This window comes from Aggregatibacter sp. HMT-949, assembly GCF_041734645.1.
In the GTDB taxonomy this organism is placed as follows: Bacteria; Pseudomonadota; Gammaproteobacteria; order Enterobacterales; family Pasteurellaceae; genus Rodentibacter.
The window spans coordinates 253634-279785 of sequence record NZ_CP162010.1 but is presented as its reverse complement, the minus strand read 5'-3'; the positions used below and the strand labels follow the sequence as shown (position 1 = coordinate 279785).

Annotated in this window: 16 protein-coding genes; 11 read left to right on the top strand and 5 right to left on the bottom strand. The window is 46.8% G+C overall.

Translation table 11 applies throughout. The features are described from left to right. The first annotated feature begins 126 nt into the window (after window positions 1-126). The 4 genes from dnaG (at window position 127) to AB3F25_RS01410 (ending at window position 4799) form a co-directional block, all read left to right on the top strand. Window positions 127-1911: a DNA primase gene (dnaG, locus tag AB3F25_RS01425; protein WP_373603754.1), complete on the top strand. Its 1785-nt coding sequence runs from the start codon at window positions 127-129 to the stop codon at window positions 1909-1911. Window positions 1912-1980: 69 nt separating this feature from the next. Beyond that, window positions 1981-3873, top strand: coding sequence for an RNA polymerase sigma factor RpoD (gene rpoD / locus AB3F25_RS01420; protein ID WP_373603753.1), 1893 nt, complete (start codon window positions 1981-1983; stop codon window positions 3871-3873). 242 nt (window positions 3874-4115) lie between these two features. Beyond that, window positions 4116-4364, top strand: coding sequence for a type II toxin-antitoxin system prevent-host-death family antitoxin (locus AB3F25_RS01415; protein WP_373603752.1), 249 nt, complete (start codon window positions 4116-4118; stop codon window positions 4362-4364). A 12-nt stretch (window positions 4365-4376) separates the two neighbouring features. Continuing rightward, window positions 4377-4799, top strand: coding sequence for a type II toxin-antitoxin system VapC family toxin (locus AB3F25_RS01410; RefSeq protein WP_373603751.1), 423 nt, complete (start codon window positions 4377-4379; stop codon window positions 4797-4799). Between the two features lie 181 nt (window positions 4800-4980). Here the strand turns inward: AB3F25_RS01410 and AB3F25_RS01405 are convergent, their stop codons facing one another. Continuing rightward, on the bottom strand, window positions 4981-16677 hold the full coding sequence (locus AB3F25_RS01405) for a hypothetical protein (protein ID WP_373603750.1): 11697 nt from the start codon (window positions 16675-16677) through the stop codon (window positions 4981-4983). Window positions 16678-17146: 469 nt separating this feature from the next. Next, entirely contained in the window at window positions 17147-17581 is a 435-nt protein-coding gene (locus tag AB3F25_RS01400) for a hypothetical protein (RefSeq protein ID WP_373603749.1), read from the bottom strand. A gap of 756 nt (window positions 17582-18337) precedes the next feature. On the opposite strand from AB3F25_RS01400, the gene AB3F25_RS01395 reads away from it, so the two are divergent. Continuing rightward, the gene (locus AB3F25_RS01395; RefSeq protein ID WP_373603748.1) at window positions 18338-18526 is read left to right on the top strand and encodes a hypothetical protein; all 189 of its coding nucleotides are present in this window, start codon (window positions 18338-18340) and stop codon (window positions 18524-18526) included. Beyond that, window positions 18501-18878 (top strand): hypothetical protein, encoded by a 378-nt coding sequence (locus AB3F25_RS01390; RefSeq protein WP_373603747.1) that lies wholly within the window; start codon window positions 18501-18503, stop codon window positions 18876-18878. Before AB3F25_RS01395 ends, AB3F25_RS01390 begins: the two co-directional genes overlap by 26 nt. A 478-nt stretch (window positions 18879-19356) precedes the next feature. On the opposite strand, the gene mltC is transcribed toward AB3F25_RS01390, so the two are convergent. From mltC to mutY, 3 genes are read right to left on the bottom strand one after another with little or no spacing between them, the layout of a single operon-like run. Next, window positions 19357-20433, bottom strand: a complete 1077-nt coding sequence (gene mltC, locus AB3F25_RS01385) for a membrane-bound lytic murein transglycosylase MltC (protein ID WP_373603746.1) — start codon at window positions 20431-20433, stop codon at window positions 19357-19359. A gap of 13 nt (window positions 20434-20446) precedes the next feature. Continuing rightward, window positions 20447-20719 carry an oxidative damage protection protein gene (locus tag AB3F25_RS01380; RefSeq protein WP_373603745.1) on the bottom strand — a complete coding sequence of 91 codons (273 nt, stop codon included), beginning with the start codon at window positions 20717-20719 and terminating at the stop codon, window positions 20447-20449. Beyond that, window positions 20697-21833, bottom strand: coding sequence for an A/G-specific adenine glycosylase (gene mutY / locus AB3F25_RS01375; protein ID WP_373603744.1), 1137 nt, complete (start codon window positions 21831-21833; stop codon window positions 20697-20699). The genes AB3F25_RS01380 and mutY overlap by 23 nt, the downstream gene beginning before the upstream one ends. A 178-nt stretch (window positions 21834-22011) precedes the next feature. On the opposite strand from mutY, the gene rpmE reads away from it, so the two are divergent. The 5 genes from rpmE to AB3F25_RS01350 all read left to right on the top strand — a co-directional run bounded on the left by rpmE (window position 22012) and on the right by AB3F25_RS01350 (window position 26069). Then, window positions 22012-22224 (top strand): 50S ribosomal protein L31, encoded by a 213-nt coding sequence (rpmE, locus tag AB3F25_RS01370; protein WP_373603743.1) that lies wholly within the window; start codon window positions 22012-22014, stop codon window positions 22222-22224. Window positions 22225-22323: 99 nt separating this feature from the next. Continuing rightward, window positions 22324-23121 carry a glycosyltransferase family 25 protein gene (locus tag AB3F25_RS01365; protein WP_373603742.1) on the top strand — a complete coding sequence of 266 codons (798 nt, stop codon included), beginning with the start codon at window positions 22324-22326 and terminating at the stop codon, window positions 23119-23121. An 11-nt stretch (window positions 23122-23132) separates the two neighbouring features. Next, a complete protein-coding gene (locus AB3F25_RS01360) occupies window positions 23133-24023 on the top strand; it encodes a WlaTC/HtrL family glycosyltransferase (RefSeq protein WP_373603741.1) in 891 nt (296 codons plus the stop codon). Next, window positions 24017-25021 carry a capsular polysaccharide synthesis protein gene (locus AB3F25_RS01355; protein ID WP_373603740.1) on the top strand — a complete coding sequence of 335 codons (1005 nt, stop codon included), beginning with the start codon at window positions 24017-24019 and terminating at the stop codon, window positions 25019-25021. Before AB3F25_RS01360 ends, AB3F25_RS01355 begins: the two co-directional genes overlap by 7 nt. Further along, a complete protein-coding gene (locus AB3F25_RS01350; RefSeq protein ID WP_373603739.1) occupies window positions 25014-26069 on the top strand; it encodes a glycosyltransferase family 4 protein in 1056 nt (351 codons plus the stop codon). The genes AB3F25_RS01355 and AB3F25_RS01350 overlap by 8 nt, the downstream gene beginning before the upstream one ends. Window positions 26070-26152 lie beyond the last annotated feature (83 nt).

The following is a 26152-nucleotide window of genomic DNA, read 5'->3' as shown; positions in this document are numbered from 1 at the left end:
GTATTTCTTAACTCGAGTTAACACAAACCGTGATTCCTTCGGCATCACGGTTTTGTTTCTTTCAAATTCAACGAAAATTCCATAAAACTGACCGTAAGTTCCCATCAAATCCCAGGAGACAAGGCAATGAAAGGCTCAATTCCACGCCCGTTTATCGATGATTTGTTGACCAAAGCCAATATTGTCGATGTGGTCAATTCGCGCGTTAAACTCAAAAAAGCCGGTCGCGATTATCAAGCCTGTTGCCCTTTTCACCACGAAAAAACGCCTTCTTTCACCGTTAGCGAAAAAAAACAGTTCTATCATTGCTTCGGATGCGGTGCTCACGGCAATGCCATTTCTTTTTTAATGGATTACGACAAACTGGAATTCGTTGAAGCCATTGAAGAATTAGCGGCGATGGCGGGCTTGGAAGTACCTTATGAAAAACGCGCCCGTTCCGATAATCAACGTCCGCAAGTCGGCTATCAAACCAAGCGCAATTTGTACGAATTAATGCAAAAAATCGCGCAATTTTATCAAACTCAGTTACCGCTCAATATTCCGGCGCAAAGCTACTTACAACAACGCGGACTTTCAGCGGAAATTATCGCGCGTTTTCAAATTGGTTTCGTACCGAATGCCCTAGATACGGTGCTGCGCGAGTTCGGCACAAACCGTGAAGAACAGCAAAAATTACTCGATCTTGGCATGCTTTCACGCAACGAACGTGGCAATATTTACGACAAATTCCGTCACCGCATTATGTTCCCGATCCGTGATAAACGTGGACGCACCGTGGCCTTCGGTGGCCGTGTATTAGGCGATGAAAAACCGAAATATCTCAATTCACCGGAAACCATCACCTATCACAAAGGCAGCGAACTGTACGGTTTATACGAAGCCTTACAAGTCGATGACGAACCGGCCAAATTGTTAGTGGTGGAAGGCTATATGGACGTCGTGGCGCTCGCCCAATTCGGCGTAGATTACGCGGTGGCGTCACTCGGCACCTCCACCACGTCGGAGCAAATTCAGTTGCTGTTCCGTTCCACCGAACAAGTGATTTGCTGTTACGACGGCGACCGCGCGGGGCGCGATGCGGCATGGCGCGCACTGGAAAATGCATTGCCTTACTTGCAAGACGGGCGCCAAATCAAATTTATTTTTTTACCCGATGGTGAAGATCCCGACTCCTATATACGCCGCTACGGAAAAGAAAAATTCGAAGAATATATCGACGGCGCACAATCGCTAACAGAATTTTTGTTCGCACATTTAAATCCGCAAGTGGATTTTTCCAGCAAAGAAGGACGCGGCAAATTGGCAGCGCTGGCGGTTCCATTGATTCGTCAAATTCCGGGCGAAGCGCTGCGTTTATCGCTACGCAATAGTTTAGCGCAAAAATTAGGCATTTTTGACCAATCGCAACTGGAAAGTTTAATTCCGCAACAAGCGCACCAAGCCGCCGCACCGCACGCCGACAAACAGCCGAAAATGAAACAAACGCCGATGCGTCTGGTCGTGTCGTTATTGCTGCAAAATCCTCATCTGGTCAACCGCATTACCGAAGCCGGGCTGGCAGCGCTACGCGCGGAAGCGGGTTACGAATTATTAGAACAATTAGCCACCCTTTGCCGGGCGCGCGAAGGCATTACAACGGGACAAATTTTGGAACATTTTCGCGATACGCCATATTCTCGTCCCCTTGAAATTCTGGCGACTTGGGAGCATTTACTCGACGACGCGGAAATGCTCAACGCCTTTTCACAAAATTATCGCCGCTTAAATATTCAAGCGATCGAACGCGATATCGAAATGCTCATTGCCAAAGAGCGTGCCGAAGGGTTGAGCGAGCAAGAACGACAAGTGCTCGTCAAGCTGATTACCAGCAAAGAAATGCAGAAAAAACAGTTAGTTAATCCTCAATAACAATGGTAGAATCTTGCGTTCTCAAGCGGAAGCATTCATCACCAAAAACAACGCGATACGGGTATAAAAATGGAACAAAATCAACAATCTACAGCCGAACAATATTCGGAACAAATCGAACAGCTGATGGAATTGGGTCGTACGCAAGGTTATTTAACCTACGCGGAAATTAACGACTTATTACCGGAAGACGTGATCGATCCCGAATATTACGACAAATTACTGCAAACTTTACAAAACGATGCGGGCATTCCGGTGTTGGATGAAGCGCCGGAAGGCGATGAGATGATGTTAAACGACACCATTCCCGATGAAGATGCGGTGGAAGAAGCCACTCAGATTCTTTCTAACGTAGAATCGGAAATCGGCCGGACCACCGACCCGGTGCGTATGTATATGCGCGAAATGGGCACCGTAGATTTGCTGACACGCGAAGATGAAATCAGTATCGCCAAACGCATTGAAGAAGGCATTGACGAAGTGCAAACCTCCATCGTCGCTTACCCGGAGGCGCTGTCCGATTTAATCGAGCAATACGCTCAAGTAGAAAAAGGCAATGTTCGCTTAGCCGATCTGATTACCGGCTTTGTTGATCCCAATGCGGTGTCAGCAGAGACTCCGGAATTAGCCGACAACTTTAACAAAGAAGAAGACGAAAACGAGGATGAGGAAAATACCGCGCCCGCCACTGATGTGGATGACAGCGAAGAAGACAACGAGTCAAGTTCCGAAAGCAGCGATTCCGACAACAGTATCGACCCGGAAATGGCGCGCGAAAAATTCGCCCAATTAAAAGAACAACACACCAAAACCCTTACCGTCATTGCCAAACACGGTCGTGATCACAAAAAAGCACAAGAACAAGTAGTGATTTTGGCTGAAATTTTCAAACAATTCCGCCTAGTGCCGAAACAATTCGACGTACTCGTGTTATCCATGAAAAATATGATGAAACGCGTGCGCGGCGAAGAACGTCAATTACAAAAAGTACTCGTCGATATCGCCGGTATGCCGAAAGACGAATTCGAAACGCTTATCACCAACTTCGGTAGCAGCGACGCCTGGTTGGAAAAAACCTTAAAGTCCACCAAACCTTGGGCGAAACGCTTGCCGAAATACGAAGACCGCATTCGTTTAGCGTTGGCTAACTTGGCAAAATTAGAAGCCAGCACCAAACTGAGCGTGCAACAAATGCGCAATATTTGCGATGCGGTGGCACGCGGCGAACAGAAAGCCCGCCGCGCCAAAAAAGAAATGGTGGAAGCGAACTTACGCTTAGTGATTTCCATCGCCAAAAAATACACCAACCGCGGCTTACAATTTCTTGATCTCATTCAAGAAGGCAATATCGGCTTAATGAAAGCGGTAGATAAATTTGAATACCGTCGCGGCTATAAATTTTCCACTTACGCTACTTGGTGGATTCGCCAAGCGATCACGCGTTCCATTGCAGACCAAGCGCGCACCATTCGCATTCCTGTGCATATGATCGAAACCATTAATAAACTTAACCGCATTTCCCGCCAAATGTTGCAAGAAATGGGACGCGAAGCCACACCGGAAGAACTGGCAGAACGCATGGGGATGCCGGAAGATAAAATCCGTAAAGTATTAAAAATCGCCAAAGAACCGATTTCCATGGAAACCCCGATTGGCGACGATGACGATTCCCATTTAGGCGATTTTATCGAAGACTCCACGTTAGAATTGCCACTGGATTCCGCCACTGCGCAAAGTCTAAAAGTGGCGACACACAACGTCTTGGAAGGCTTAACTCCGCGCGAAGCGAAAGTCCTGCGGATGCGTTTCGGCATTGATATGAACACCGACCATACGTTAGAAGAAGTAGGTAAACAATTCGACGTCACACGCGAACGTATTCGCCAAATCGAAGCCAAAGCGTTGCGCAAATTGCGTCACCCGAGCCGTTCGGAAACCTTACGCAGCTTCTTGGACGAATAATTTCACCGAATCGAAAAAGGGAAAAAGGGGAAAAAGGGGAAAAAGGGAAAAAAGGGAAAAAAGGGAAAAGGATAATCGACGGATTATCCTTTTTTTTGCCTGCCGAAATAGCACCGCATTGAAGCCTTATCCGACGGGCATTCAATGCGGTGCGCTTTTCGCCCTCCGTTTTCCTGATTGTATTTCGGCGCCAAAGCGCCTACAATGTAGCCTCATTACTACATAAGGAGGCCTATATGTTTATGAGCAGTCGAGAATTCAATCAACAACTCAGTCACGCAAAAAAAATGGCAGAAACCGAACCGGTGATCATCACCAATCGCGGCAAACCGGAATTTGTATTCCTGAAATATGAGGACTATGAAAAACAGGAAAGATCGTCGCAAAGTATAGCTGAACTTTTCGCCTCTTATTCTTGCCCGGATATTGCCGACGTAGAATTAGAAATTCCACCGCGCTCCAAGGCACACCGCCGTCCGGTAGAATTTTAAAGGGGGAATTATATGTTCGTTTTAGACACCAACATTCTGTCCGAAATGCGTAAAATGCCCAAAAACAAAGCAAACCGTGGTGTTGAAGAATGGCTTGATTTAATGCCTAAAGAATCGCTTTTTATCAGTGTCATCACCTTAATGGAAATTGAACGCGGCGTACTCAATATGGAACGAAAAGATCCACGTCAAGGGAAAATGCTAAGAGATTGGCTTGAAGATCTCGTTCGCCCCACCTTCAAAGGCAAAACCCTCTACCCCGACGACATCACCGCCACATTGTGCGCCGGCTTGCACATTCCCGATAAAAGCCCCGACAACGATGCTTGGATCGCCGCCACCGCATTACGCCACCATTTCACCCTCGTCACACGCAATATCAAAGACTTTGAAAAAATGGGCGTCAAACTCCTCAACCCATTTATCGAAAACTAAACAAGCGGTCGGTTAACCGGCCACTTTTTTTACCTATCACGCATACCGAACACGCAAAGTCCCCCGCCCCCCTCAATGCGGTGCTAATCCGACAGTTCACTTTCCACTCCCCTTTTTGCACAAAAAAAACCGCAGGCTTTCACCTGCGGTTTTCGTTTTATTTAACGCGTAATCTATCGCATTACCATTGGTAAGACACGCCCGCGCCGGCTGTGTAGCCGCCTTGCGTGTTAACCGCACCGGTCACTTTGAAGATCACTTTGTTGTTGTCAGCTACGCGTGAGTAACCCACCGCAACGGCGTTTTGTCCATCGTTGGAGCCAATGCCCGCACCGATAGTTTGTTTACCCGCGCCGATCGCTTGAGGGATATTCAACATTGCTGCGGTACCCGCCGTACTTGCGCGAAGTTTTCTTTCCACGCGTGTAATGCGGTTATTCAGGCTGTTAACGTGCGACATGTTGACTCCGCCGCCGGTCACGTTGCTGATCGCTCTATCCACATAAGCTTTATTCACCGCATCGGTAGGTGCTGTTGCATTACCTACGTTTTGAATGCGGTTGCCGCCCATGTTCACGGTGGTATTGGCTTGAACGTTCATCGTACCGCTAATGTTTGTGGTACCGCTCAAGTTAGTCGTACCGGTGAAGTTCGCCGTTCCGCTCACAGTGAGATCGTTGGTGGTCACACTGTTCACATTGATATTGCGCGCCAAGGCCATGGTTACATTTCGACCGCTTTGTGTGATCTCAATGTTATCGCCTGCTGTGAAGGTCACGAGTTTATTCGTTGCATTCACGTTCACCACGCTAGAACCGGACGCAATACCCGTACCCGTTGCATTAGTGGTCAATTCCCAACCGGCGTTCGCAGCATTCAATGCTTGGTTCGCGGTGGCATTTGCCGTATTTGCAGTGGTATTGGCAGCGTTCGCCGTTGTGTTAGCCGTATTCGCCGTTGTGTTCGCTGCATTTGCAGTGGAGTTCGCGGCAAAGGCGGTGCTGTTCGCGTAGTTCGCTGTGGAGTTCGCTACGTTGGCAGTACTGTTTGCAGCATTCGCTGTGCTATTGGCTGCATTTGCTGTGCTGTTCGCAGCGTGAGCAGTGCTGTTCGCGTAGTTCGCTGTGGAGTTCGCTACGTTTGCAGTGCTATTGGCTGCATTAGCTGTGCTGTTCGCTGCGTGAGCAGTGCTATTCGCGTAGTTCGCAGTGCTATTTGCTACCAATGCGGTGCTGTTCGCGTAGTTCGCTGTGGAGTTGGCTACGTTGGCAGTGCTGTTGGCTGCATTTGCAGTGGAGTTAGCAGTGTTCGCTGTGCTGTTAGCCGCCAATGCGGTGCTGTTCGCATAGTTCGCTGTGCTATTCGCTACCAATGCGGTGCTGTTTGCGTAGTTCGCTGTGGAGTTCGCTACGTTAGCTGTGCTGTTGGCTGCGTTGGCTGTGCTATTAGCCGCGTGAGCTGTGCTGTTGGCGTAGTTAGCGGTGCTATTCGCTACCAATGCGGTGCTGTTGGCGTAGTTCGCTGTTGAGTTGGCTACGTTAGCGGTGCTGTTGGCGTAGTTCGCTGTGGAGTTCGCTACGTTAGCTGTGCTGTTGGCTGCATTTGCAGTGCTATTTGCTGCGTGAGCTGTGCTATTCGCGTAGTTAGCAGTGCTATTTGCTACCAATGCGGTGCTGTTAGCGTAGTTCGCTGTTGAGTTTGCTACGTTAGCAGTGCTGTTGGCTGCATTAGCTGTGCTGTTAGCTGCGTGAGCTGTGCTGTTCGCGTAGTTAGCGGTGCTATTCGCTACCAATGCGGTGCTGTTCGCGTAGTTCGCTGTGGAGTTAGCAACGTTAGCTGTGCTGTTAGCCGCGTTAGCAGTTGAGTTAGCTGCGTGAGCTGTGCTGTTCGCATAGTTCGCTGTGCTATTCGCTACCAATGCGGTGCTATTTGCATAGTTCGCAGTGGAGTTAGCAACGTTAGCTGTGCTGTTCGCTGCATTTGCAGTGGAGTTAGCAGTGTTCGCTGTGCTGTTTGCCACCAATGCGGTGCTGTTGGCGTAGTTCGCTGTTGAGTTCGCTACGTTTGCAGTGCTGTTGGCTGCATTTGCAGTGGAGTTAGCAGTGTTAGCTGTGCTGTTAGCCGCCAATGCAGTGCTATTCGCGTAGTTAGCGGTGCTGTTGGCTACCAATGCGGTGCTATTTGCATAGTTCGCAGTGGAGTTAGCAGTGTTGGCTGTGCTGTTAGCCGCCAATGCGGTGCTGTTGGCGTAGTTAGCGGTGCTGTTGGCTACCAATGCGGTGCTGTTTGCGTAGTTCGCTGTGGAGTTGGCTACGTTAGCGGTGCTGTTGGCTGCGTTGGCAGTTGAATTAGCAGTGTTGGCTGTACTGTTAGCCGCCAATGCGGTGCTGTTTGCATAGTTCGCAGTGGAGTTAGCAACGTTAGCTGTGCTGTTAGCTGCATTAGCTGTGCTGTTCGCTGCGTGAGCTGTGCTGTTTGCTACCAATGCAGTGCTGTTAGCGTAGTTCGCTGTGGAGTTCGCTACGTTGGCAGTGCTGTTGGCTGCATTTGCAGTGCTGTTCGCTGCGTGAGCTGTGCTGTTAGCGTAGTTTGCAGTGCTGTTCGCTACCAATGCGGTGCTATTTGCGTAGTTCGCTGTGGAGTTCGCTACGTTGGCAGTACTGTTGGCTGCGTTAGCGGTGCTGTTAGCTGCGTGAGCTGTGCTGTTTGCGTAGTTAGCGGTGCTGTTGGCTACCAATGCGGTGCTATTTGCATAGTTCGCAGTGGAGTTAGCAACGTTAGCTGTGCTGTTCGCTGCATTTGCAGTGGAGTTAGCAGTGTTGGCTGTGCTGTTAGCCGCCAATGCGGTGCTGTTCGCATAGTTCGCAGTGCTGTTCGCTACCAATGCGGTGCTATTTGCGTAGTTCGCTGTGGAGTTCGCTACGTTGGCAGTACTGTTGGCTGCGTTAGCGGTGCTGTTAGCTGCGTGAGCTGTGCTGTTCGCATAGTTCGCTGTGCTATTCGCTACCAATGCGGTGCTATTTGCATAGTTCGCAGTGGAGTTAGCAACGTTAGCTGTGCTGTTCGCTGCATTTGCAGTGGAGTTAGCAGTGTTGGCTGTGCTGTTAGCCACCAATGCGGTGCTATTCGCGTAGTTAGCAGTGCTATTTGCCACCAATGCGGTGCTGTTGGCGTAGTTCGCTGTGGAGTTAGCAACGTTCGCTGTACTGTTTGCAGCATTCGCTGTGCTATTAGCCGCGTGAGCTGTGCTGTTCGCGTAGTTAGCGGTGCTATTTGCTACCAATGCGGTGCTATTTGCGTAGTTCGCTGTGGAGTTCGCTACGTTAGCGGTGCTATTGGCTGCATTCGCTGTGCTGTTAGCCGCGTGAGCTGTGCTATTCGCGTAGTTAGCGGTGCTGTTTGCTACCAATGCGGTGCTGTTGGCGTAGTTCGCTGTTGAGTTGGCTACGTTGGCAGTGCTGTTGGCTGCATTTGCAGTGGAGTTAGCAGTGTTAGCTGTGCTGTTAGCCGCCAATGCGGTGCTATTTGCATAGTTCGCTGTGCTGTTGGCTACCAATGCGGTGCTGTTCGCGTAGTTCGCTGTGGAGTTCGCTACGTTAGCGGTGCTATTGGCTGCGTTGGCTGTGCTATTAGCCGCGTGAGCTGTGCTGTTTGCGTAGTTCGCTGTAGAGTTCGCTACGTTTGCAGTGCTATTGGCTGCATTAGCAGTTGAGTTAGCCGCGTGAGCTGTGCTGTTTGCATAGTTCGCTGTGCTATTTGCTACCAATGCGGTGCTGTTTGCGTAGTTCGCTGTTGAGTTCGCTACGTTGGCAGTACTGTTGGCTGCATTAGCGGTGCTATTCGCCGCGTGAGCAGTGCTGTTTGCAGCATTCGCTGTGGAGTTAGCCACATTCGCTGTGCTGTTGGCTGCGTTAGCTGTGCTGTTAGCCGCGTGAGCTGTGCTGTTAGCGTAGTTCGCAGTGCTGTTGGCTACCAATGCGGTGCTATTCGCGTAGTTAGCGGTGCTGTTAGCTGCGTTGGCAGTTGAGTTAGCCGCGTGAGCTGTGCTGTTCGCGTAGTTAGCCGTGCTGTTCGCTACCAATGCGGTGCTATTTGCATAGTTCGCAGTGGAGTTAGCAACGTTGGCTGTGCTATTAGCTGCGTTGGCTGTGCTGTTTGCAGCATTTGCTGTGCTATTAGCCGCGTGAGCTGTGCTGTTAGCCACCAATGCGGTGCTGTTCGCGTAGTTCGCAGTGGAGTTAGCAACGTTGGCTGTGCTATTAGCTGCGTTGGCTGTGCTGTTTGCAGCATTTGCTGTGCTGTTGGCTGCGTGAGCTGTGCTGTTCGCGTAGTTAGCCGTGCTGTTGGCTACCAATGCGGTGCTGTTGGCGTAGTTCGCTGTGGAGTTCGCTACATTCGCTGTGCTGTTTGCAGCATTAGCTGTGCTGTTAGCCGCGTGAGCAGTGCTATTCGCGTAGTTCGCTGTGCTATTCGCTACCAATGCGGTGCTATTTGCATAGTTCGCTGTTGAGTTCGCTGCGTGAGCAGTGCTGTTAGCGTAGTTAGCGGTGCTATTGGCTACCAATGCGGTGCTGTTTGCGTAGTTCGCTGTGGAGTTCGCTACGTTGGCAGTGCTGTTGGCTGCATTAGCAGTTGAGTTAGCTGCATTAGCTGTGCTGTTAGCCGCGTGAGCAGTGCTGTTCGCGTAGTTCGCTGTGCTGTTGGCTACCAATGCGGTGCTGTTAGCGTAGTTCGCTGTGGAGTTCGCTACGTTAGCTGTGCTGTTGGCTGCGTTAGCAGTTGAGTTAGCTGCGTGAGCCGTGCTGTTAGCGTAGTTAGCGGTGCTGTTGGCTACCAATGCGGTGCTGTTAGCGTAGTTAGCAGTGCTATTTGCTACCAATGCGGTGCTATTTGCGTAGTTCGCAGTGGAGTTAGCCGTGTTCGCCGTTGTGTTCGCTGCGTTGGCTGTGGAGTTCGCGGCGAAGGCTGTGCTGTTGGCGATATTTGCCGTTGAGTTTGCGGCCAATGCGGTGCTGTTTGCAGCGTTCGCGGTGCTGTTGGCGGCAGTAGCTGTCGCGTTCGCGGCAGTCGCGTTGTTTAACGCAGCAGTGGCGTTGGTGTTCGCGGCTGTGGCGTTATTCAATGCGGCGTGCGCGGTGGCGTTCACGGCGGTAGCGGTCGCGTTTGCAGCGGTGGCGTTGTTCAACGCGGCTGTCGCGTTAGCGTTGGCGCTGGACGCATTTGCAAGCGCGGCGTTCGCGGTGGAGTTCGCGGTGTTAGCCGTTGTGTTGGCTAAGGTCGCGGTGCTGTTCGCGTAATTTGCTGTGCTATTTGCATAGTTCGCAGTGCTGTTCGCTACCAATGCAGTGCTGTTAGCGTAGTTAGCGGTGCTATTCGCCACCAATGCAGTGCTGTTTGCATAGTTCGCTGTGCTGTTCGCTACCAATGCGGTGCTATTTGCGTAGTTCGCTGTTGAGTTCGCTACGTTAGCGGTGCTGTTGGCTGCATTTGCAGTTGAGTTCGCTGCTGTAGCTGTGCTGTTCGCGTTATTAGCCGTTGTATTTGCAGCATTTGCTGTGCTGTTGGCTACCAATGCGGTGCTATTTGCATAGTTCGCAGTGGAGTTAGCAACGTTAGCTGTGCTGTTCGCTGCGTTAGCAGTGCTATTTGCAGCATTCGCTGTGCTATTCGCTGCGTGAGCAGTGCTGTTCGCGTAGTTAGCGGTGCTGTTCGCTACCAATGCGGTGCTATTTGCATAGTTCGCTGTGGAGTTGGCTACGTTTGCAGTGCTGTTGGCTACGTTTGCAGTGCTGTTGGCTGCGTTGGCTGTGCTGTTAGCTGCGTGAGCAGTGCTGTTAGCGTAGTTCGCAGTGCTGTTTGCTACCAATGCGGTGCTGTTGGCGTAGTTCGCTGTAGAGTTCGCTACGTTCGCAGTGCTATTGGCTGCGTTAGCTGTGCTGTTTGCCGCGTGAGCTGTGCTGTTGGCTACCAATGCGGTGCTATTTGCGTAGTTCGCTGTAGAGTTCGCTACGTTCGCAGTGCTATTGGCTGCATTAGCTGTGCTGTTCGCTGCGTGAGCGGTGCTGTTCGCGTAGTTCGCAGTGGAGTTAGCAACGTTAGCTGTGCTGTTCGCTGCATTTGCAGTGGAGTTAGCAGTGTTGGCTGTGCTGTTAGCCGCCAATGCGGTGCTATTTGCATAGTTCGCTGTGGAGTTAGCCACATTCGCTGTGCTGTTAGCCGCGTTAGCAGTTGAGTTAGCTGCGTGAGCAGTGCTGTTTGCGTAGTTCGCTGTGCTGTTGGCTACCAATGCGGTGCTGTTGGCGTAGTTCGCTGTGGAGTTCGCTACGTTTGCAGTACTGTTGGCTGCGTTAGCAGTTGTGTTAGCCGCAGTTGCTGTACTGTTCGCGTTGTTAGCGGTTGTGTTCGCAGCATTCGCGGTACTGTTGGCTGCCAATGCGGTGCTATTTGCATAGTTCGCAGTGGAGTTTGCAGTATTCGCAGTTGTGTTCGCTGCGTTAGCGGTGCTGTTCGCTGCTGTCGCTGTGCTGTTTGCGTTGTTAGCCGTTGTGTTCGCAGCATTTGCTGTGCTGTTAGCTGCCAATGCGGTGCTATTTGCATAGTTCGCCGTGGAGTTTGCAGCGTTCGCAGTTGTGTTAGCTAAGTTTGCAGTGCTGTTCGCAGTGTTCGCAGTCGTATTAGCCGCGTTAGCTGTGCTGTTAGCTGCAGTCGCTGTGCTGTTCGCGTTGTTAGCCGTTGTGTTGGCTGCGTTCGCGGTACTGTTAGCGGCCAATGCGGTGCTGTTCGCGGCGTTCGCTGTGCTGTTCGCGGCGTTGGCGGTGCTGTTGGCGGCTTTGGCTTCGGTGGTGGCGTTGTAGGCCACTTGGGCGACGGCGTAGAGTTGTGAACCGTTGACGGCGTCGGTTGAGGTGTTGCTTAGAAGACCGGCCGCGACGTTTTGGATGCGGCGTTCGGAGCCGACTGCGCCAACGCTCACTACGCCTGCCGGTGTGCCGCCTGCGAAGCTCAGGGTGATGGCGCCCGGGCCGCTGCCGAGGGTTTCGGAGGTATATGCGCTGAGGCCTTTGGTGCTGGTGCCGGCGGCGACGTAGGCGCTGTTGGAGCCTAAGAACACGGAGTTGTTGGTCGTCGTGCTGATGTCGTTACCAAGGGCAAATACGCCGGTTTGGCCTGCGGCTAAGGTGTTGTTGTTACCGACGCTGTAGGACGCGTTGGCGTTGATGATGCTTGGGTCACCAAACGCGCCGGAGTTGTGGCCGTGGACTTGGTTGCCTACGCCGATTCCGATGGATTGGTTGCCGGTGACGTTGGAGCCGCCACCAATGGAGATAGAGGAGAAACCAGTGGCGTTGGCATATAGACCCTGAGCAATAGAATAAAGGCCGCTAGCGTTAGTATTCACACCTTGCGCGATGGAGTAATTACCTATTGCATTAGCTCCCGAACCCTGCGCAATAGAATGCAACGCAGTAGCGTTGGCTAGCCGACCTTGGGCGATGGAGGAGTAGCCGGAAGCATTAGCAATTGAGCCAATAGCTAGTGCATCTTCACCCATAGAACGCGATTGGTTACCGATGGCGATAGCACGTTCACCTATGGCGTTAGACCATGCGCCTTGAGCAATGGAATAGTTGCCGGTAGCTCTAGAAACTAAGCCGATGGCAGTTGAAACATAGCCTTTTGCATTGGCACTATTACCTAACGCTGTTGAGCCCTCTCCCGTTGCATTTGATGATCCACCAAGAGCAACGCCAGCCGCCGTCGCATTAGCATTATAACCCAAGGCTAAAGCATAAAGCCCAGTTGCATTTGAGCCGTTACCCAGCGCAACCGAACTTTCACCCTTGGCTGTAGAATCACTACCAATGGCAATAGAACTTCTGCCAGAAGCATTAGCATGATAACCTTGAGCAATAGCGTAAAGATTACTTGCGTTAGCTTCTCTACCAATCGCAACAGAGGTGAAATAACTTGCCTTAGAGGCATTACCAATGGCAATAGAGTCGATACCTGAAGCATTGGCATTATGACCAAGTGCAACGGCTGATGCATTACTTGTCGTAGCGTTTGCACCGATGGCAATGGCATCCGTGCCCGCCGCACCACTACCATCACGGTTGCCCGTAGCAGTGGAATTCACGCCGAAGTATTTCACGGAGTTTTTGCTGACGTTGTAGAGCTGGGCGCCGGTTACGGCGTCGGTGGAGTTTTCGGACACGAGGCCTTCGGCGACGCCTTGGATGCGGCGACGTTCGTTGGCGCTGATGTTGCCGACGGAGATGACGCCGGAGGCGTTAGTAATACCTGCCGTGGTGTTGCTGTCGGCGGCGGTGTAGGCGGTGTTGGAGCCGAGGAAGACGGAGTTGCTCGCGGTGTTTTTGATGTCGTTACCGAGCGCAAATACGCCGGTTTGGCCTGCTGCTAAGGTGTTATTGTTACCGACGCTGTAGGACGCGTTGGCATTGATGACGCTTGGGTCACCAAATGCGCCGGAATTGTGGCCGTGGACTTGGTTGCCTACGCCGATGGCGATGGATTGGTTGCCGGTGACGTTGGAGTATTTACCGATGGAGATGGAGGATTCGGCGGTGGCGTTAGCAGCGTAGCCTTGGGCGATGGAGTAGTTAGCAGAAGCGAACGCTCCACCGATACCAGTTGAATAATAACCACTTGCACGGCCCATTATGGCTGTTGCTCCCTCACCCGTTGCCCGACTTAACCGACCGGCAGCAAGAGAAGAACGACCCGATGCAAACGCTTCAGCACCTAGCGCGGTAGAGGCCTCCCCTGTTGAGTTAGACTGTGGACCAAGCGCTGTTGATGATGGGCCTGTTGCATTAGTTTTGAAACCGATAGCGATAGCACTCACACCAGTAGCATTAGTCCAAGCGCCTTGAGCGATACTGTAACCGTTATTAGCATTACTTTCATGACCTATTGCTATGGCAGTGTAACCACTAGCACCAACACGTGCCGATGTTCCTATCGCCACACTGGAACAGCTCGATACATTCGCTCCATCACCCATAGCTATCGCTGATTCAGCGCTGGAACTTGACATATTACCGATAGCTATCGCATTAAAGGCGGTAGAACTAGATGTGTTACCAATGGCAATAGCGGATTTGTGGGTGGCATTGGAGACATTACCAATGGCGATGGAGGATTCGTCGGCGGCGTTAGATAAGAAACCTTGGGCGATGGAATAGTTGCCGGAGGCACTAGAAGCAGCAACTTGAGCTATGGAAAGGCGACCCTTAGCATTTGCGCCATTACCAATTGCTATTGCACCCAAACCTGAGGCATTTGCATTTTCTACCAAGGCTAGTGCATTAACTCCTTCAGCCCGAGTAAAACGTCCAATGGCTAAACTTACGCATCCTGAAGCGTTAGCTTTATAGCCTATTGCGACTGAGGCTTCGTCAGAAGCGGAGGCATCGTAGCCTTGGGCTATAGAATTCACTCCGCTAGCAGTAGCATTAAAACCAAGCGCAATAGATTGGTTTCTAGTTGCATTAGCCTGCGCGCCAATCGCAATAGCGTTCAGCCCCGTCGCCCCACTACCATCACGGTTGCCGGCAATGGTGGAATTAATACCTACGTATTTCGAGCCACTGGCATTAGCCATGGCGGCGTAGAGTTGGGCGCCGTTGACGGCGTCGGTGGATTGATTGCTGATTAAGCCTTCGGCGACGCCTTGGATGCGGCGGGTTTGGCCGTAACTTCCCACGGCAACTACGCCGACTACGTTATTACTTGAACCACCCGGAACACTGGCGTTACCAAGCGTGGTGGTGTTATTGCGTGCGGTATAGGTAGTTTGGTCACCCAAGTAAACGGAGTTGTTAAGGTTGGCGAGGATGTTATTACCCAAAGAGTGGGTTTTGTTGGCTTGGACATTGTTGTTACTACCGATAGAGGTGGCACAAGAGATATCACCTGTTATGGTGGAGTCACTTCCGATTAAAACACTGCGCGTAACATTATTAGATGTACCAAGGCGACTACCTAAAAATACCGAGGTAGTGATATTTGCGTTATTAAACGCATGAGTAATTCCCAAGATAGTTGTGTCGCTTACCCGCGTATTGGATAAACCTGAACCACTTCCCAAAATTGTTGAGTCTCGTGCTTGACTAGTAGAGCCTGAAAAGCTTATCGAGTGACCTATTATAGGGGTTCTATCAATTTGGGCATTAGCCAAGGTAATACACTGCCCCATTACCGGAGAAAGATTTGCTGTTGTTCCGCATAATGAGAGCCCCTCCCCAATGAGTGGCGAGTAGTGAACAGTTGTTGAACATGTTGCTACATTCTCACCAAATATTGGAGAAAAATTAATATTGGCATCATTTGCGGTAAGTCTGCCACCATAAATCGGTGACAGGCTACCGCTTACATTAGTAAATGTACCACTTACAGCAGTCATTAATCCGTTTAAGCTACGCGTTGCACAGGTGTTATTAATGGTAATACCAAGACCTGCAACAAAACTGTTTGGTTGTATACCACTAGCTTGGTTAATCCTAATACCATAACCTAACATATAACCACGTACAGAACCATTGCTTGAATTAACGTTAATACTGCCCCCGATTGCGTAGCTGTTTACAATATGTGTTGAAGAATTGATATTAATATCGTCACCGATGAAACCGGAGGTATTAATCACCCCATTATTCTTTGTTCTGACATCAATCCGTGAGCCCGTAGCAAGTGTCCGATGAATGTTACTATCGGAATTCAGTGTAACGCAACTACCCAATAAACTTAATTCGTTAATAGAATTATACCCGCTATTGCTACCGGATCCGGAGGAGTTATAGGCAGTAATATTAACGCGACGTCCAATAACATTTGAATGACTCAAAGAGAGCCCTTTAAAGGTGAGATTCTCTCCCATCATCGTCATAGTGGATGTACCATAGCTGTCGTAGTTGATATTGCTACCAATAACACTGGAGCCAAAAAAGTTTGAACCCCCGCTATGGTTAGCGACGAAATTCATATCACTACCAATGACCGTGAAATCTCTGAAAGTCAAATTCGCACCGGAACTCGCGCTCCCTTTTATATTGTGACCAATATAAGTGGATTTTGATGAGATTGATGCGCAGGTGAGATCTAGATCGTGTGCTAAAGCAATTTGATTAGTTTGGTTATTTAATGTTTTTACATTCCGACCAATCACCGTAGAGTTGGCTCCGGCAACCGTATTATTCTGACCAATGGCTGTAGATTGGCAGCCGGTGACGTTGGACATATTACCGATTGCAAGCGCATCTTTAGCGGATGCACTTGACCGGTTACCGATGGCGGTGGAGCCTTCGGCGGAGGCCTTAGAGAATGCGCCGAGGGCTAAGGATTGGTTTGCGAGGGCACGTGAATATACACCAAATGCGGAGCTGAAAGCACCTGACGTTTGAGCACTGTCGCCCAGCGCCATGGAGGCAAAACCTGTGGCATTTGCGGTGGTACCTATGGCGAAACTTTGCTGACCTGAAGCATTTGCACTGGTGCCGATAGCATAAGAACTAGTAACACCCATGCCATTTCCCGCATGCGCATTAACACCAATGGCTACAGAATTTGCCGAGTCTGCAACTGAAGTACCACCAATCGCGGCAATCGCACCATTGCTTACCGTACCTTCCGGAATAACAGCTTGAGCGGTTGAACTTAGGGTTAATAAAGTCACGGCGACGCTGCCGATTAAGGTGCCGCTGCCGAATTTACCAAGGGCTAGCGTGCTTTTATCGCTTAGCGCTTCGTTCGATGCGGTGCTCGTGGCGGAGGCTTTTACGTGCCCGCGCGCGAGTTCGGATACGACGACCCAAGCTTGTTGGGCGGCGTTCCAGACAATTTTGTATATTTTGTTCATTAAAATACTCCATTGTGGGTTGTGTTGTGGGCTTGCGCCCGTTGAAGAAATTTCTTGTTATGGGTTCTCCGTGAGGTAGGTGGAAAGCCCATAAGAAGTGACTGAGTTTCTTCGTTAATTAGTATCGGGTTTCGCCGATGGCGACTTACTTTCTTTTGCTTGCACAAAAGAAAGTAAGCAAAGAAAAGTGCACCCCGACTAAATCGCTTTTCCATTTTTTGGTCACATTTTCTTAACGGAAAGTAAGCCGTCTGCGCTTCGCTCCGCTGGCGTTACTTTCCTAAAAATGCGCCCAAAAAATGGGCGATTTACACGGGGACCCCGTTCTTTCTCCGCTTTCAATGCGGTGCTGTTTTGTACTTTCGTTGTTGGGCGCGCGGAGCGCGCCTATGTTTTTTGTTGTGTTTGGGCGCTGGGGCGCCGGTTTGATTTTGCCGTCAGTTGGCTTTGTGAATGCCGTCTAAGTCATTTAGGCGGGGGTGTGAATAAAAAAACACACTGCCCGGCGGGAGGCCCGCAAAGGTGGAACCGGCCGGGGCGCGCGTGCGGGGTGCTGGCGAGCCTCAGTCGGGTGGGCAGTGAGGATGTGAAATTGGGTGTGGCGGCAAGCCGCGACGGATAAATTGTACGCGGTGAGGCGTGCCGTTGGGCGTTTGAATGCGGTGCTGTTTTGATGGTGCGTTTTTGTTAGCGATTTGCGTGCTGCGTTGAATACGTTGGATAATTTGTGTGCTACGGCGAATAAACTGCGCGCGGCGAGGCGTGCCGTTGGGCGTTTGAATGCGGTGCTGTTTTGATGGTGCGTTTTTGCTAGCGATTGGCGTGCTGCGTTGAATACGTTGGATAGTTTTTGTGCTACAGCGGATAAACTGCGCGCGATGAGGCGTGCAACTGGACGTTTCAATGCGGTGCTGTTTTGGGTGTGTGTTGGGTGTGTTTTGTGGGCCGCAGTGATAATCGGGGCGGCGCTTGGGTTTGGGGTTAGTAGCTGTGGCGCAGTAGGCGCAATACGAATGCGAAGTGCGTGCGTGCGTGCGTGCGTGCGTGCGTGCGTGCGTGCGTGCGTGCGTGCGTGCGTGCGTGCGTGCGTGCGTGCGTGCGTGCGTGCGTGCGTGCGTGCGTGCGTGCGTGCGTGCGTGCGTGCGTGCGTGCGTGCGTGCGTGCGTGCGTGCGTGCGTTTTTCATGGTAATGGCCTTTGGGGTTGGGTGTCTAGGATAAATTTGGGGGATTATAGTTTTTTTTGGGGGGGATGTAAAATTTTTGGGTTGTTTTTGGGTTTTGGGTTGGGGGTGTTGGGTTTGAGATTTGTGGGTTATTTGGGATCGGGTTTCGCCCGAGGGGCGAGTTACTTTCTTTTACTCGTGTAAAAGAAAGTAACCAAAGAAAACACGCCCCGACTAAGCCGCTTTTTCCATTTTTGTTAAAAATTTTTTTGACGGAAGGTTAGCAGTCTCCGCTGAACGCGTCGCTGGCGTAACCTTCCTAAAAATTTTTAACAAAAATGGGCGACTTACACGGGGGAGCGGGCTTTCTTCGTTGCGCTGTTTGTTTTTTAAATTTGCTTTTGGGCGGTTTGTGTGGGGGGGGGAGTTTTGTTGCGCTATTTGAGCGTATATCGCTATAATGCGCGGGTTAAGAGGATTTGTGTTAGGAGGAGATATGATAAAACTTAAACGTTTAGTTGATTTGAGTATTGTGGCGGATGTGTTGCAAAGTCCGGCGCGTTATGCGGATACGCGAAATGGGTTTGCGGTGGATCGGGCGAAGTTGCGCGCGGACGTGGAGACGGTGAGTGTTTCGTTGAATGAAAAAGTGAGAAAATATGGCAACGAAAAATACGCAAGTTAAGGCGAAAAATTCTGTTGGGAATGAATTTAGTTTGTCGCACAGTCAGACGGATAGTCCGATTATTGATGTAAATGGCCTTGAGCGGCTTAATTCGTTTCGTCCCGATTTGGTAGATTTTGTGATTAAAGAAACCGGAGAGGAGGCCAAGAATAGACGTAAACGCGAGGTGAAAATCGATTGGTTTACTTTTATTGAGCGGATGGGCGCGCTGTTATTGGCAGCCGGGATGGCCGTCGGTGGGATTTTTGGTTCGATTTATGCGGCGATGAATGGATATGAAAAGCTTTCTTGGATTATCGCGAGTACTTGTATCGGTTCGTTGGCTATTGCGTTTTTGAAGCGTAATCGATGAAATTAAGATGTTTTTTAATATAACCCCGCTGTGAGCGGGGTTTGTTTTTGGTATTGGGTTATTTGTTACTTTTCTTTGCTTCGCCAAAGAAAAGTAACCAAAAGAAAGGCGACCCGACTAAATCGCTGTTCTTTGCTTTGTTTCAATTTTCTTTACGGCAATTTTGCAACTCGCGGCAAAGCCGCTCAAACAGAGCAAAATTGCCTAAAAATTGAAAGTCGCAAAGGCGATTTATATGGGGAGTTTTTTCTTTCTTCGAAAAATTGTTTTCGGTGAACGCGTCGCTGGCGTAACCTTCCTAAAAATTTTTAACAAAAATGGGCGGCTTACACGGGGATTCCGTTCTTTCTCCGAAGAACTGTCTTCGCTGCGCTGATGTTACTTTTCTAAAAATGAGATAAAAATGGGCGGTTTGTGTGAGGGGAGGAGGCCCGTGGGGTGTGCCCACGGGGGTGTTGGGAGGTGTGTTTTTGTGTGGTTATCGTCTGACGCGGAATTTTTTCTGGGCTTGATCCACTTTTAGTAGGTAATTTCGCGCTTGTGATGATGGGTGCGCGGTGGTGAGGATGCGGTACACTTGTTCGGGATATAGGCGGTTGATTTTTTCAATCGCTGCGTCTTTGTCATTGTCGAACACGCGTAGCACTGCGCCGGCGCCGCTGTTGTAAGCGGAGATCATGGCGAAGCGTTTGGACGTTGGGTTGTTGATGCCGTCTAGATATTGATTTTGCAAAATCCATAAATAGGAGACGCCTGCGTCGATGTTGTTGGCCGGGTCGTATAGGTAGCCGGTGGACGGTTGTCCGCTTTTGCCTTTTAAGACGAATACGTCGCGGCCGGCGGTGTGCGGTACGATTTGCATTAGGCCGATGGCGTTGGCGTAGCTAATCGCATATGGGTTGAAGCTGGATTCCGTTTGCATGATGCCGAGGATGAGGCTTTCGTCGATGCCGTAACGTTGGGCGGCTTTGCGAATTAGCGGTAGATATTTTTGGGCGCGCACTTCGACGTGGTTGGCAATCATCGGGATGGCGACAAATTGTACGGTGTTGCCATTTTGTAGGCGGCGGGTTTGTAATTTGTTTTGAATTAAGTATGTGGCGAAATTGCCCGCGATGAACTGGTTGGCGATTTGTTGGCCGTTGTTATCCACCACTTGCCCTAACAGGAATGGGCGGGAGCTTATTGGTACGTCGCCGGCGGCGAATAAGTCGATGCCTTTGGCGTCGGAGCCCATTAATAAGGTATGCACGATGGCATTGTGTAGGCGGTTGAGATCTTTTTGTGTTTCGATGACGATATTGCCTTCGTCGAAACTGACGTGGCTGCGGGTGTAGTATGAATCGGTGTATTTTACGTAATCTTTACGGCTTGCCACCAATAATTCGTTTACGCCCCAGATGCGGTCGATATTGTGGGAAAATTGTCCGGTGAGAATATCCAAACCTTGGGTATCTTTGGCGAATACGTCGTCATAATCGATGCCGCGGTTTAGTGAGTCGCTACAGGCATATAAAAGCGGCAATAACGCCGCTAATAATAAATATTTTTTCATTTTTTACTGCCGATTAATTTGTTGGTGGAACATAGCCTTCAATGTGTACGTCTTTGCCTTCGAATAAAAAATTCACCATTTCTTGTTCTAACAATTTGCGATGTTCCATATTCATCATGTTGAGTTTTTTCTCGTTCACCAGCATGGTTTGTTTTTTAATCCATTCGCCCCAGGCTTGTTTGCTGATTGAATCAAAAATGCGTTTGCCCAGTTCGCCAGGATAAAGTTGAAAATCTAAGCCTTCGGCTTCTTTTTTTAGATATTCACAAAATACTGTTCTCGCCATAATAATTCCTTACAAATTGCGTTAATAAATTTTTTACGGGCTGTGCCAGTCCGATCGATTCGGGGTGGCGCGGATCATACCAATATTTGTCTGTACTGGATAGACTCGAGGTGTATTCTTTTGTGTTTTCCATCACTTTGCGCCAGTCTGTATTTGCCCGTTCCAATGCGGTGCTATTTTCGACTTCCGCGTAAATCGGGTGAATATTTAAATGAAAATGGCTGAAGGTGTGGCGGAAACTCGGCCATTGTTGATAATGAGAAACGCCTGCTTGTGCGAGAAAATGCAGCAATGCGGCTTTGTCGGTAAATTGCGGAAAGCAAAAAAGTCCGCCCCATAAGCCGGTATTTTCCCGCTGTTGCAGCCAAACTTTGCCGTTTTTCGACAAAATTAAAAAATAGCTTTCTTTTTCCGGCATGGTTTTTTTCGGTTTTTTAGCGGGGAATTGTGCCCAACTTTGATTTTGATGAGCAAGGCAACCGGTGCGTAACGGGCAAAGGGCGCATTTCGGTTTGCTGCGCGTGCAAAGCGTTGCGCCGATATCCATCATGGCTTGATTGAAATCAGCCACGTGCGCGGTGGGCGTGACTTGTGCGCTGAGTTGCCATAAGCGGTTTTCCACTTTCTTTTCACCCGGCCAGCCTTCAACGGCAAAATAGCGGGAAAGCACGCGTTTTACGTTGCCGTCTAAAATTGGATAAGGTTGATTTAATACGGAAGACAAAATTGCGCCGGCGGTTGAACGTCCGACGCCGGGCAGCGCCCAGACCTGTTCAAAAGCGGTGGGGAAATCGCCACCGAATTCATCGCGCACTTTTTGCGCCGCTTTATGTAAATTGCGCGCGCGGGCGTAATAGCCCAAGCCGGTCCATAAATGCAGCACTTCGTCGAGCGGGGCGTTGGCCAATGCGGTGCTGTTTGGGAAGGTCGCGATAAACCGTTCGAAATAAGGGATGACCGTTGCCACTTGAGTTTGCTGCAGCATCACTTCGGATAGCCAAACGCCGTACAGGGTTTTGTTTTGTTGCCACGGCAAATTTTTGCGGCCGAATTGTTCGTACCAAGTTAACAGGGCGCGGGCGAAAGGGGCGTCGGGAGAGGATTTTGCTAACATAAATGAAAGATGCAATAAAAAAATGCGGGAGATTTTACACGAAAAACGGAGGGCTTGTTTATCTTTGTTTTTTCGGTATAATTCGCGGCCTATTTGGTGCCGATTACGGCGTATTATTCACTCACGCGGTGTGGGGAGAAAGTTCCTATAGCGGCGTGGCTTCATTTTGAGGTTTTCTATGAAACAAGGTATTCATCCTGAATATAAAGAAATTACTGCAACTTGTTCTTGCGGTAACGTGATCAAAACTCGTTCTACTTTAGGCAAAGACATTAATCTTGATGTGTGCGGTAAATGTCACCCGTTCTATACAGGTAAGCAACGTGTTGTTGACACCGGTGGTCGTGTTGAACGCTTTAACAGCCGTTTCAAAATTCCAAGCACAAAATAATTTGGATTTGTTGGAAACCCCGCCAAATGGCGGGGTTTTGTTTTATGTCGATAAAAGATAATATAGCGGTTCGATATCGAAAATAGATGATGATTTCTTATGCATACCAATTACGTCATTAGTTTAAAAACCGCCGTTCAGCGTCGCGAGCATATCTGCAAAGAATTCGGCAAACATCATATTCCTTTTGAATTTTATGATGCCCTTACACCATCGGAAGAACTCGATCAACTTATCCAAATTCACTTGCCTAATCTTGCTCATGCCAATCTTTCCGCAGGAGAAAAGGGCTGTTTTATGAGTCATTATATGCTTTGGAAAAAATGCTTGGATGAGAATTTGCCTTATATTTATATTTTTGAAGACGATATTTTAATCGGGGAAAATGCAGAAAAGTTTTTAATTGAAGATACTTGGTTAAGCGCGCGTTTTTCAGAAGATGATGCATTTGTCTTACGTTTTGAGACATTTTTAAATTATTCGAAATGCATTGAAGCGAATATACCTTCTTATTGTGAACGAAATATATTAAAACTCGTGGTAGAAAATTGTGGCACGGCAGGTTACGTTATTTCAAAAAATGCGATTATAAGATTAATTGAATTTATTACTAATCTCCCCTCAAAAGCATTATCACCAATAGATCTTATTATGTTTAATCGTTTTAATCAGGATACTTATCAATTAGTACCGGCATTGTGTGTTCAGGAAAGTCAAATTCAGTCTAAAAATATAAATCTTGTTAGTCAATTGCAAAGTGAGCGAGAGATTATTAATGAAGGAAAGAAAAAAACAATCTTATATAGACTGAGATCGTTATATTACAAGCCTAAAAAAATCTATAAAAAAATTTATAAGAAACTGTTTAAAAATCGCTATATTGTTCCATTCAAGTAATAGATTCGATTATGTCAGACTTAAATATAAATATAAATCAAAATCATCGTATTACAATCGTTACCGCATTCTTTGATATTGGGAGAGGGAATATTCCTAAAAATCAAGGTTATCCAGGATATTTGACAAGAACAACGAAAACTTATTTTAAATATTTCTCAAATCTAGCCAAGTTAAATAATGAAATGGTTATTTTCACTTCTCCGGATTTAAAGGAAAGAATTTTAAAATTAAGAAAAGGAAAACCCACAAAGATTATTACTATTCATTTACAAGATAAGTTTAAGCATATACTTGCCAAGATTAAGAGAATACAGAATTTAGATGAGTTTAAAAAAAGAATTTCTGTCGAACAAATTAAGAATATTGAATATTGGTCTAATTCTTATGTATTAGTAAATAATTTAAAAACGTTTTTTGTTAATCGCGCCATTCAAGAATATACACGAAATAATATGAACGAAAATCAATTTGCTTGGGTTGATTTTGGTTATGTTAGAGATATGAAAACTTTAAATCATCTTTCAAGTTGGTCTTATGAATTTGAGAAAGATAACATTCATTTATTTTCTATAAATGATATTTCTGAGATTAACTCTATTGATGATGTATATTCGGCTATTTTTAATAATAAACCTTATATTATTGGTGGTTGTATTGTAGGAAATCAAAAATCATGGGAGAAATTCGGTAAGATAGTATTCGATTGCCAGCGAATGTTTATAAGAAACAATATCATTGACGATGACCAAGGAATATATTTAATGTCTTATTTTAAAAATAAGGATTTTATTCGTATAAATCATTTAGGAAAAGATAATTGGTTTGGCTTATTCCATAAATTTAGCATACCTGAGAAGGCTTCTTTTTTTAGACGATTAATGGATAAATTATCATGGTAGATAATCGATATTCTTCTTATTGTTTAGCCAAACAATTCTTTCTTTTGACTAAAAAGCCTATATTAAAAAATATATATCGAGGATTAATACCCAAAAGATTTAGAAAAAAAATAGAATTATTTGTTGATTTAAAACAGCAATTTTACACAGCAAAATATTTTAGGGAGTTTATTGATCTTTATTTTTCTAATATATTGGAACGCTTTACCTTAAAGTCGGTTAAGCAAGAATTAATTGGAAAAAGAATCATTTGGCAATATTGGGCACAAGGAATTAAAAATAGTCCTGATTTAGTAAAGGTATGTTTTTCTAGTGTAGATCGTTTTAAAGGAGAATATGAAGTAATTCGTTTGGACGATAGCAATTTGAAGGAGTATCTTGATTTACCTGAGTTTATTTATAATAAAAAAAATTCAAATCCCAATTTTAATCATGCTTTCTTTTCTGACTTAATTCGCCTTGCCTTATTAGATATTTATGGCGGTGTATGGCTTGATGCAACAATTTTTCTTACCGGTAAAATATCTGATAAATTATTAGAATCAGATTATTTTATGTTTCAAAGAGATTTAAATGCCAAAGATAAGGAAAAATGGCGTAAATATGATATTGCTTATTTTAATTGGTCAGATAAGCATAGAGTGAATGTATTAAATAGCTTTATTATCTCTAGGCCTCATGATCTTACTATTCATACTCTATTAGATATTTTAATGAACTTTTGGAAGACTCAGGAAAATGTTCCTCATTATTTTTTCTTTCAAATTATGTACAATGAGATTATAAATAGTAAATATCTAAAAGATAGGAAATGTAAGATCATTGATGATACTATTCCTCATTTATTACATTACAACTTAAATAATAAATTCGATAATAAAGAATTTAATCTAATAAAAGAAAAAACCAACATACACAAACTAAGATATATAAATAAAGTTATTCTTGGTAGTTACTGCGATCATATTATTAACGAGAAACCAATACTCTATGAATAAATTAAACAAAGATTTTTCCATTGACTGTATGAAATTCCAATATGGTGGAGGTATGGAAAGATATACCATTGATCTTGTTAATGGATTTAATCAAATTGGCATTAAGCCTATTGTATATTCAACAAAATTTGATCTTAATTTAGTTGAAAATCAATTTATTGAAGCTAAAAAAGTCAATATAACGCTAATTCCTAAGCCTTTGAGACAACTTTTATTATCATATTTCTTTAATAAGAATGGTAAAGATGTCATTTCGATGACAACAATCTACACAAAAGCAGATATTGTTTTTTGTGGAGGAAATCATAGTGGGTATTTAAATACGATTGGTAAGAAAAAAAGCATTAGCGATAAGTTAAAAATAAAAAATGAGAAGACGTCACTTTCTTATGCTAAATTAATTATTGCTCATTCAGAAATGATGAAAAATGAATTAATAAAGCATTATTATGTAGATAAAAATAAAATTTTAGTATTATATCCGCCGGTAGATACTAAAAAGTTCTCACAACCGACAGATAATAAAAGAGCTGAGTTAAGAAAGAAATTCGGTTTTAATGATAATGAAATCATCTACTTATTTCCTTCAACAGGACATGTGAGAAAAGGTTTTGATATTTTAAAGAATTATTTTGAAAAGTCTGATTTACCGATTCGTTTAGTTGTTGCCGGCACGCCGGTTAGAAACGCTAAAAATATTACTTCATTAGGCTTTGTTAAGAATATGTCTGACTTATATCAAGCTGCAGACTATACAATTATGGCATCAATTTATGAACCTTTTGGATTAGTCGGTATAGAATCTGTTTTATCCGGTACTCAGGTTATTTTCTCCGATAATATGGGATGTTTAGAAGTATTAAAAAATAATTTTGGTTATACCTTTTCTAGAAATAATAATGGTGATTTAGATTCGGTAATCAGAAAATCTTTTGAAAAAGCAAAATTATTTAAACATAGGATATTAAATCCTTTAGATTGTATTGATTATAATCCAGCCTTATCCGCACATATTACCGAATTAATGAATTGTATTGAGAGGCTATAATAAAAAGTTAATTTAAAATTTAGCGATGCAATAATATAAGTATTTACTCCAACTACGGCTTGCCTTGGCAAGCTACTGACTTG